Origin of the sequence: Parasphingomonas halimpatiens (assembly GCF_036663795.1) — a bacterium.
GTDB lineage: Bacteria > Pseudomonadota > Alphaproteobacteria > Sphingomonadales > Sphingomonadaceae > Sphingomonas.
In genome coordinates this window covers 1-2494 of sequence record NZ_JAXOJP010000083.1, presented here as the reverse complement: position 1 = coordinate 2494, position 2494 = coordinate 1, and the positions used below count along the sequence as shown (strand labels likewise).

The 2494-nt window shown below is 60.2% G+C and carries 3 protein-coding genes; 2 read left to right on the top strand and 1 reads right to left on the bottom strand.

Features of this window, described 5'->3' with window-relative positions:
• The first annotated feature begins 443 nt into the window (after nucleotides 1-443).
• Both U1839_RS26700 and U1839_RS26695 read left to right on the top strand, forming a co-directional pair.
• Nucleotides 444-1499, top strand: coding sequence for an HWE histidine kinase domain-containing protein (locus U1839_RS26700; RefSeq protein WP_332806592.1), 1056 nt, complete (start codon nucleotides 444-446; stop codon nucleotides 1497-1499).
• Nucleotides 1492-1875 (top strand): response regulator, encoded by a 384-nt coding sequence (locus U1839_RS26695; RefSeq protein WP_332806591.1) that lies wholly within the window; start codon nucleotides 1492-1494, stop codon nucleotides 1873-1875. The genes U1839_RS26700 and U1839_RS26695 overlap by 8 nt, the downstream gene beginning before the upstream one ends.
• 105 nt (nucleotides 1876-1980) lie before the next feature.
• Here the strand turns inward: U1839_RS26695 and U1839_RS26690 are convergent, their stop codons facing one another.
• Complete coding sequence (locus U1839_RS26690; RefSeq protein ID WP_332806590.1) at nucleotides 1981-2352, bottom strand: YdcF family protein; 372 nt, start codon at nucleotides 2350-2352, stop codon at nucleotides 1981-1983.
• Nucleotides 2353-2494: the final 142 nt, after the last annotated feature.

Genomic DNA, 2494 nt, shown 5'->3' with positions numbered 1-2494 from the left:
CTTAAGGCAGCTCCATTCTTCGTCGCTCATCAAACCACGGATCAAGGCAGCCTCCCAAAAGCCACCCTGAATCAGATACTGCCGCTATTGGGAATCCCCTTTGTCAACACGGCCTAGTGGTCCGATTCTGACATTTGCTACCGCTTTCGGCGAGGTCGCGGGCAAATGTCAGAATCTTCCGGACCACTAGCAACTTTATGATACTAGTGGATTTTAAGATTTTGACATTCGCTCACGACCTATCCGATTAGAGGGGTGCGAATGTCAAAATCAATCCACTAGCACATAGTGCGGCAGCTTTGTCGCGGCACTGCTCCCTCGGGCACGAGCAGTGCCCGAGGCCTCAATCGCCGAAAGAATATCCGGGTTTCGTCGGCATGACGGGTGCCGTGAACTCGGATTATAATTTGGAACGGCCATTACGAGGTGTAGACGCGACTACCATGGGCGACGAAACGAACACTCCCGCGGATCAGAAAGCCGCCGAGGCCGACGTCGAATGCTTTCGAGGTCAGCTTGGGCCGTTCGTGGTCGCTGCCGACAAGACGCGCATGGCGATAGTCTTCACCAATGCCAGGAAGGCCGACAACCCGATCGTTTTCGCCAATGATGCTTTCCTCGAACTGACCGGGTTCGACCGCGAGGAGGTGCTCGGCGCGAGCTTCAAGTCGTTGATGGCGCGCGGCGCGGGGTCGCAGGCGCTCGCGGAAATCGAAGCCGCCTTTGCCGGCCGCGCCGACCGCGAGCCGGAGATTTGTTACCGGCGCAAGGACGACACCAGTTTCTGGGCATCGCTCTACATCAGCCCGGTGTGCGATGAAGCGGGCGAAATCATCCAGCATTTCATATCGTTCGTCGACGAAACCGATCAGCGCGAGCGGCAAACGCAAAGCGAGATGCTGATCGACGAGCTCAATCACCGCGTGAAGAATACGCTCTCGACGGTGCAGTCGATCACGCGCCAGGCATTGCGCGCGAGCGACGACCCGACCGTCATCCGGGAAGCGATCGAATCGCGAATCTTTGCACTGTCGCGGTCGCACGATCTGCTGACACGTCACAAATGGAAAGGCGCAGGGCTCCACGATCTGATCGACGCGGCGCTGAAGCCGTTCGGGGTTGCGAACGGTCACGCCGAACGCTTCAACGTCGAGGGCGCCAATGTCCGCCTCTCGCCCAAGACGACGCTGGCGCTCGGTATCGCCTTCCACGAACTGGCGACCAACGCGGTGAAGTACGGCGCCTTTTCGAACGATGTCGGAACGATCGGGATCGCGTGGGACAACGAGGTGCGGCCGGACGGCGAGCGGTTGGTGATCACCTGGCGTGAAAAGGACGGGCCCGAGGTCGTGCCGCCGACGCACAAGGGATTCGGGTCGCAGGTCATAGAGCGTGGCTTGGCCCACGAACTCCACGGCAAAGTGTGTCTTGAGTATCTGCCCGAGGGTTTGGTGTGTACAATCGACCTTCCCATTCCGCGAAAGGTCGTAGATGCATAGTCTCCTGACCGGACGACGGGTGCTCGTCGTAGAGGACGAGATGATGGTCCTCATGAACATTGAGGGCGCGCTCGCCGATTTGGGGTGCGCGGCCATATCCTCAGCAGCGACGGTCGATGACGCCTTGGCCCTGCTGAAGGCTGAACATTTCGACGTCGCGATGCTCGACGTGAATCTGGGCGGACAGACCAGTTATCGTGTCGCCGATGCCCTCGCACGGCGCTCCATCCCGTTTGTCTTTTCGACCGGCTATGGCGAACATGGCCTTGAGCCTCGCTTCGGCGATCAGCCCGTGCTGCAGAAGCCCTATAGCGATGCCGATCTCGGGGCTGCTCTTGCCAGCCTGCTGAGTGCCGGCAACGCGATCATAGCATAGTCGCTGCCGAAGCGCTGCGCGATCCTCCCGTGACTGTCGGAACTGCGGAGGACGGCGGCGATCCCTCAAAAAACGCCCCCGCAATTATCGTGCCGTAGGCCTCGGTCAACGACGGTCGCGCCACGCGGCGGCAAGACCCGCCACGAGGTCGTAAGGGATTGCCACGCATTCGCGCAGCCACATCTTGACGCGCTGTTGCTTTGGACCGCGAGCAGCGAGCGGGATTGGGCAGCTTGCCAGACCCATCAATCGAAACAGCATCCGAACGCGGGGCTGATGATAGGCATCAGTACAGGTCAGGATTGAAGAATAGTCCTGCGCGCGCGCATGGGCCGCCGCAGCCCGAACCGTCTGAAGTGTGTCGTTGCTGACTTCGTCCAGGATTAGTCGGTTCGCCGAGACCGTGCACGACAGGATAGCAGCCATCACCGCGGCTTCGGACGGTGGATGCGCTCCGATCCCGCCCGAAAGAAACAAATCTACACCCGGATCGGCTTCGGCAACTGAACCGCGCCGGGTTTGTCGGAGGCTCCAACTCCTGAGAAGGTGGAGCCATGACGAGCAAGACAACGAACAAGTTTGCGCCCGAGGTCCGCGAGCGAGCGGTGCGGATGGTTTT